The organism is Thermosulfurimonas sp., assembly GCF_015491435.1.
Classification (GTDB): Bacteria; Desulfobacterota; Thermodesulfobacteria; order Thermodesulfobacteriales; family Thermodesulfobacteriaceae; genus Thermosulfurimonas_A.
This window is the reverse complement of the sequence record NZ_WFVX01000156.1, coordinates 1-3,614: the sequence shown is the minus strand read 5'-3', so window position 1 is coordinate 3,614 and position 3,614 is coordinate 1. Positions and strand designations below refer to the sequence as shown.

General features: G+C 58.8%; 4 protein-coding genes. 2 read left to right on the top strand and 2 right to left on the bottom strand.

The window, feature by feature from the left end; translation table 11 throughout:
* Nucleotides 1–134 precede the first annotated feature (134 nt).
* Both dtd and F8J34_RS07100 read right to left on the bottom strand, forming a co-directional pair.
* Complete coding sequence (gene dtd, locus F8J34_RS07105; protein ID WP_297057670.1) at nucleotides 135–584, bottom strand: D-aminoacyl-tRNA deacylase; 450 nt, start codon at nucleotides 582–584, stop codon at nucleotides 135–137.
* Nucleotides 572–2,629: a GGDEF domain-containing phosphodiesterase gene (locus F8J34_RS07100; protein WP_297057669.1), complete on the bottom strand. Its 2,058-nt coding sequence runs from the start codon at nucleotides 2,627–2,629 to the stop codon at nucleotides 572–574. Before F8J34_RS07100 ends, dtd begins: the two co-directional genes overlap by 13 nt.
* 105 nt (nucleotides 2,630–2,734) lie before the next feature.
* On the opposite strand from F8J34_RS07100, the gene hisB reads away from it, so the two are divergent.
* A complete protein-coding gene (hisB, locus tag F8J34_RS07095) occupies nucleotides 2,735–3,310 on the top strand; it encodes an imidazoleglycerol-phosphate dehydratase HisB (protein ID WP_297057666.1) in 576 nt (191 codons plus the stop codon).
* Nucleotides 3,311–3,328: 18 nt separating this feature from the next.
* The coding region (locus tag F8J34_RS07090; protein WP_297057664.1) for a hypothetical protein at nucleotides 3,329–3,614 on the top strand (286 nt) is incomplete at its 3' end.

Here is a 3,614-nt window from a genome sequence, read left to right as displayed (position 1 = left end):
GCACCACCGAGACCGTGGCCCGTTTCTGAGGCAAAGATTTTTCTTGTCTAAGAGCCATAACTTTTCCCTCTCGGAAAAAGTAAAACCCTAATACCTAAATTAACACTGCGGGAGAAAAATACCATTCTTGAATCTCACAGCCGCTTGCGGGAATCGAGGATTACGGTTACCGGGCCGTCGTTTACGAGGGCCACCTCCATGTAGGCCCCGAAGACCCCGGTCTTTACCGAAAGGCCCTTTTCGCGCAGGATTTGGGCTAAGGCCTCGCAGAGCCTGCGGGCCGCCTCCGGGGCCTCGGCCGGATCAAAAGATGGCCTCCTTCCCCGGCGACAGTCCGCACATACCGTAAAGTTGGAGACCAGAAGCACCTCTCCTCCTACCTCGGAGAGGGAAAGATTCATCTTCCCTGCCGCGTCCTCAAAGAGTCTTAAGCCGGCCATCTTTTCGGCCATCCAGGAGAGATCCTTTTCCGTATCCCCCTTCTCCACCCCCAGGAGCACGAGAAACCCTCGTCCGATCCGGGCCACCTCCTTCCCGGAAACCCGCACCGAGGCCTCTTTAACCCTCTGGATCACGGCGCGCATTTTTCCAAAAACTCCTTTAGGGCGGGAAGCTCCAGCGGCGGCGAAAAGAGGAACCCCTGCCCTTCCTCGCAGCCCAGTTCGAGAAGGATACGCACCTGTTCCTCTTTTTCTATCCCCTCGGCCACGCTCCGGGCTCCCACATTGTGAGCCAGCCCGGTTATGGTGCGCACCACATAGCGCGGTTTTTCCCCGAAAAGAAGATTCTCCACAAAGAAGCGGTCAATCTTGATCTTATCCACCTCGAAATCCACCAGATAACGCATGGAGGAATAGCCCATCCCGAAGTCATCGAGGACGATTTTGACCCCCAGGCGGCGTAATTTACTCAGAATGGTGAGAGTCTTTTCCGGTTCCTCCATGGCTGTGGTCTCGGTGATTTCCAGATGGAGTCTTTCTGGAGGGAATCCGGTACGTTTGAGGGCCGATTCTATCCTTCGGCTAAGGGCCGGATCTCTGAACTGCCGGGCAGAGAGATTGACACACACAAAGCATTCTTCCCGGGAAAGACAAGGACTCAGATCCTCTAGGGCGCGCCGGAGCATGAATTCTCCCAGCTCGTGGATAAAACCGCTCTTTTCGGCCAGGGGGATGAAACGGGAGGGGGGAAGTACCCCCAGTTCGCGATGGTTCCAGCGCACCAGGGCCTCCACCCCCACGATTTTTCTATCGGATAGACGAACGATGGGTTGATAAACCGGAAAGAACTCCCCCCGTCGAAGGCCCTCCTGCATGGCTGTACGGAGGAGGGCTTCCTCGGTCAGGCTGCGTTCGAGCTCGCTGGAAAATACGGCCATGCGCTCGTCGTGTTCCTTGGCCCGTTTGAGGGCCGCCTCGGCCTTGGCCAGGAGGTCCTCGGCCTGACTGCCGTCCCGGGGAAACAGAGAAACCCCGGCCCGGAAGGAAAGGGAGATTTCTCCGCCGTTTACCCGGAAGGGCCGGCGGAAGAGGGCTTCTATCTTCTCCAGCACCGCCCGGATGCCCCAGGTGCCCCGGACATCCATACAGATAAGTCCGAAACGGTCGGCAAAAAAACGACTCTTGACATCGCTTCGGCGTAGATTTCGTTCCAGGCGTCGGGCCACCTCCCGTAAGATCCGATTCCCCGCCTGATATCCCCAAACCGTGTTGACCTCCCGAAAATCCATGAGGTCAAGGACCATCACCATGAGCTGTTCCCTTTTGCGGAGCCCTCGCGCGATAAAGGCCCGCAGCTTCTCCAGAAAGAGCTGCCGATTGGGGAGGCCGGTAAGAGGATCGAAGAAGGCCAGTTCGGTGAGCCTGCGTTCCAGGACCCGCTGAGGCGTAAGGTCTATCCCTATTCCCACCCCCACGCGTCGGTTCTCCAGATGCACGGTCTCGGTAAAAAGCGTGACCAGTTTTTCCTGCCCACCCCGGGTGAGGAGATGAAGCTCCTGATAGGTATAGGGAAAATCCTTTCCTTTGGCCCGGCGTTCCAGGTTCTTCCTGACCTCTTCCTGGAAACGGGGATGCACCACCTCCCAGACCCGTTTCTGCCGCAGTTCCTCCAGGGAATAACCCAGCAGATTGAGGGCGTAGGAGTTGGCGTAAAGGAAGGTCCCCTCCTGGAGATCATAGAGCACCAGCCCTACCGGGGCCTTCTCCAGGAGGGTAATCCAGAGGGGCAGCCCCTGGGAGGGAAGGGCTTCTTCCCCGAGCTTTATCCACAGGCCGATAAGGGTAAGGCGTCCCTCCTCTTCCTCCCGAAAGAGGGAAACCCCCTCGCGTAACTGCACGTAGCTTCCATCCGGACGACGGAGGCGAAAGGATCGCCACAGCTCACCTTTCCGGGACAGGAGTTGACGTTTGGCCTTCTCCAGCCCTTCCCGGTCGTCGGGGTGCAGGGCCTCGGGACGCCAGAGAAGAGGGAAAAGGTCCTCCGTCCCGGCCAGGGCCTTGAGTCTGGGACTGGCGAAGATCAAACGCTTGGGTTCGAAGGTTTCCTCCTGGCGGGAGGCCTCCAGGAGATAGATGCCCGCCGGGAGCCCGATCAGATAGTCCTCGCAAGGTGGTTCCAGGGTTAACATATAAGAATATATAAGTCAAAATTTAATCTTTTGGGAGCCCCTTTTTGCATTGTCAAAACCGGGGGAAAACTTTAAGCTTAGACTCAGGTGCAACGGAGGTCCGGAATGAGCGAGGTGGAAATAGGGCGTGAGACGCGGGAGACCACGGTCCGGGTGAGGCTTTCTCTTTCCGGAGCACCGGGGCGGATCAGCACCGGCGTGGGTTTTCTGGATCACATGCTGGAGCTCTGGGCCTATCATGGCCGACTGGGGCTTTCGGTGGAGGCCCGGGGGGATCTCCAGGTGGATGCCCACCATACGGTGGAGGACGTGGGTCTGGTCCTGGGGGAGGCCCTGGCCCGGATCCTGGGAGAAAGAAAGGGGCTGGCTCGATACGGAGAAGCCACCATTCCTATGGAGGAGGCCCTGGCCCAGGTGGTGGTGGATCTGGCCCGGCGCCCCTATTTCCGTTTTGAGGGACGATTCCCGGTGGAAAGGGTGGGCACCTTTGATCTGGAATTGATCCCCGAATTCCTGCGGGCCCTGGCCATGAAGGGGCTCTTCACCCTGCATGCCCGTATCCTTTACGGGGAAAACGCCCACCACATGGCCGAGGCCCTCTTTAAGGCCCTGGCCTATGCCCTGCGGCGGGCCCTGGTCCAGGAGGGGGAGGACGTCCGTTCCACCAAGGGAGTACTTTAAACCATGTCCGGAGGAAGGATGCTCCGACGAGAAACGCTCTGGTTTCTGGCCTGTTTGATCCTGGTGGCCTGCACCCACTCGCCGGAGAGGCCCCCCCTATATGCCCCTCCCCGGAGCATAGCGGTGCTTCCCTTTGAGGTTACCTGTCCGGGGGAGGGGTGGGGATATTTTCCCTGTCCGGTGCGAGAGATTCCCACCGGGGAGGTAGCTCCCGGAGCGGCGGAGACCATGGATCGGCTCCTGCGGGAGCTTCTTGCCTCTCATCCCGGTTTTCGCTTTATAAGCCGCGATGATTTTGAGGTCT

Coding starts and splice junctions, on each gene's coding strand:
- hisB (WP_297057666.1), top strand. CDS start 2,735: ATGAGCGAGGTGGAAATAGGGCGTGAGACGCGGGAGACCACGGTCCGG.
- dtd (WP_297057670.1), bottom strand. CDS start 584: ATGCGCGCCGTGATCCAGAGGGTTAAAGAGGCCTCGGTGCGGGTTTCC.
- F8J34_RS07100 (WP_297057669.1), bottom strand. CDS start 2,629: ATGTTAACCCTGGAACCACCTTGCGAGGACTATCTGATCGGGCTCCCG.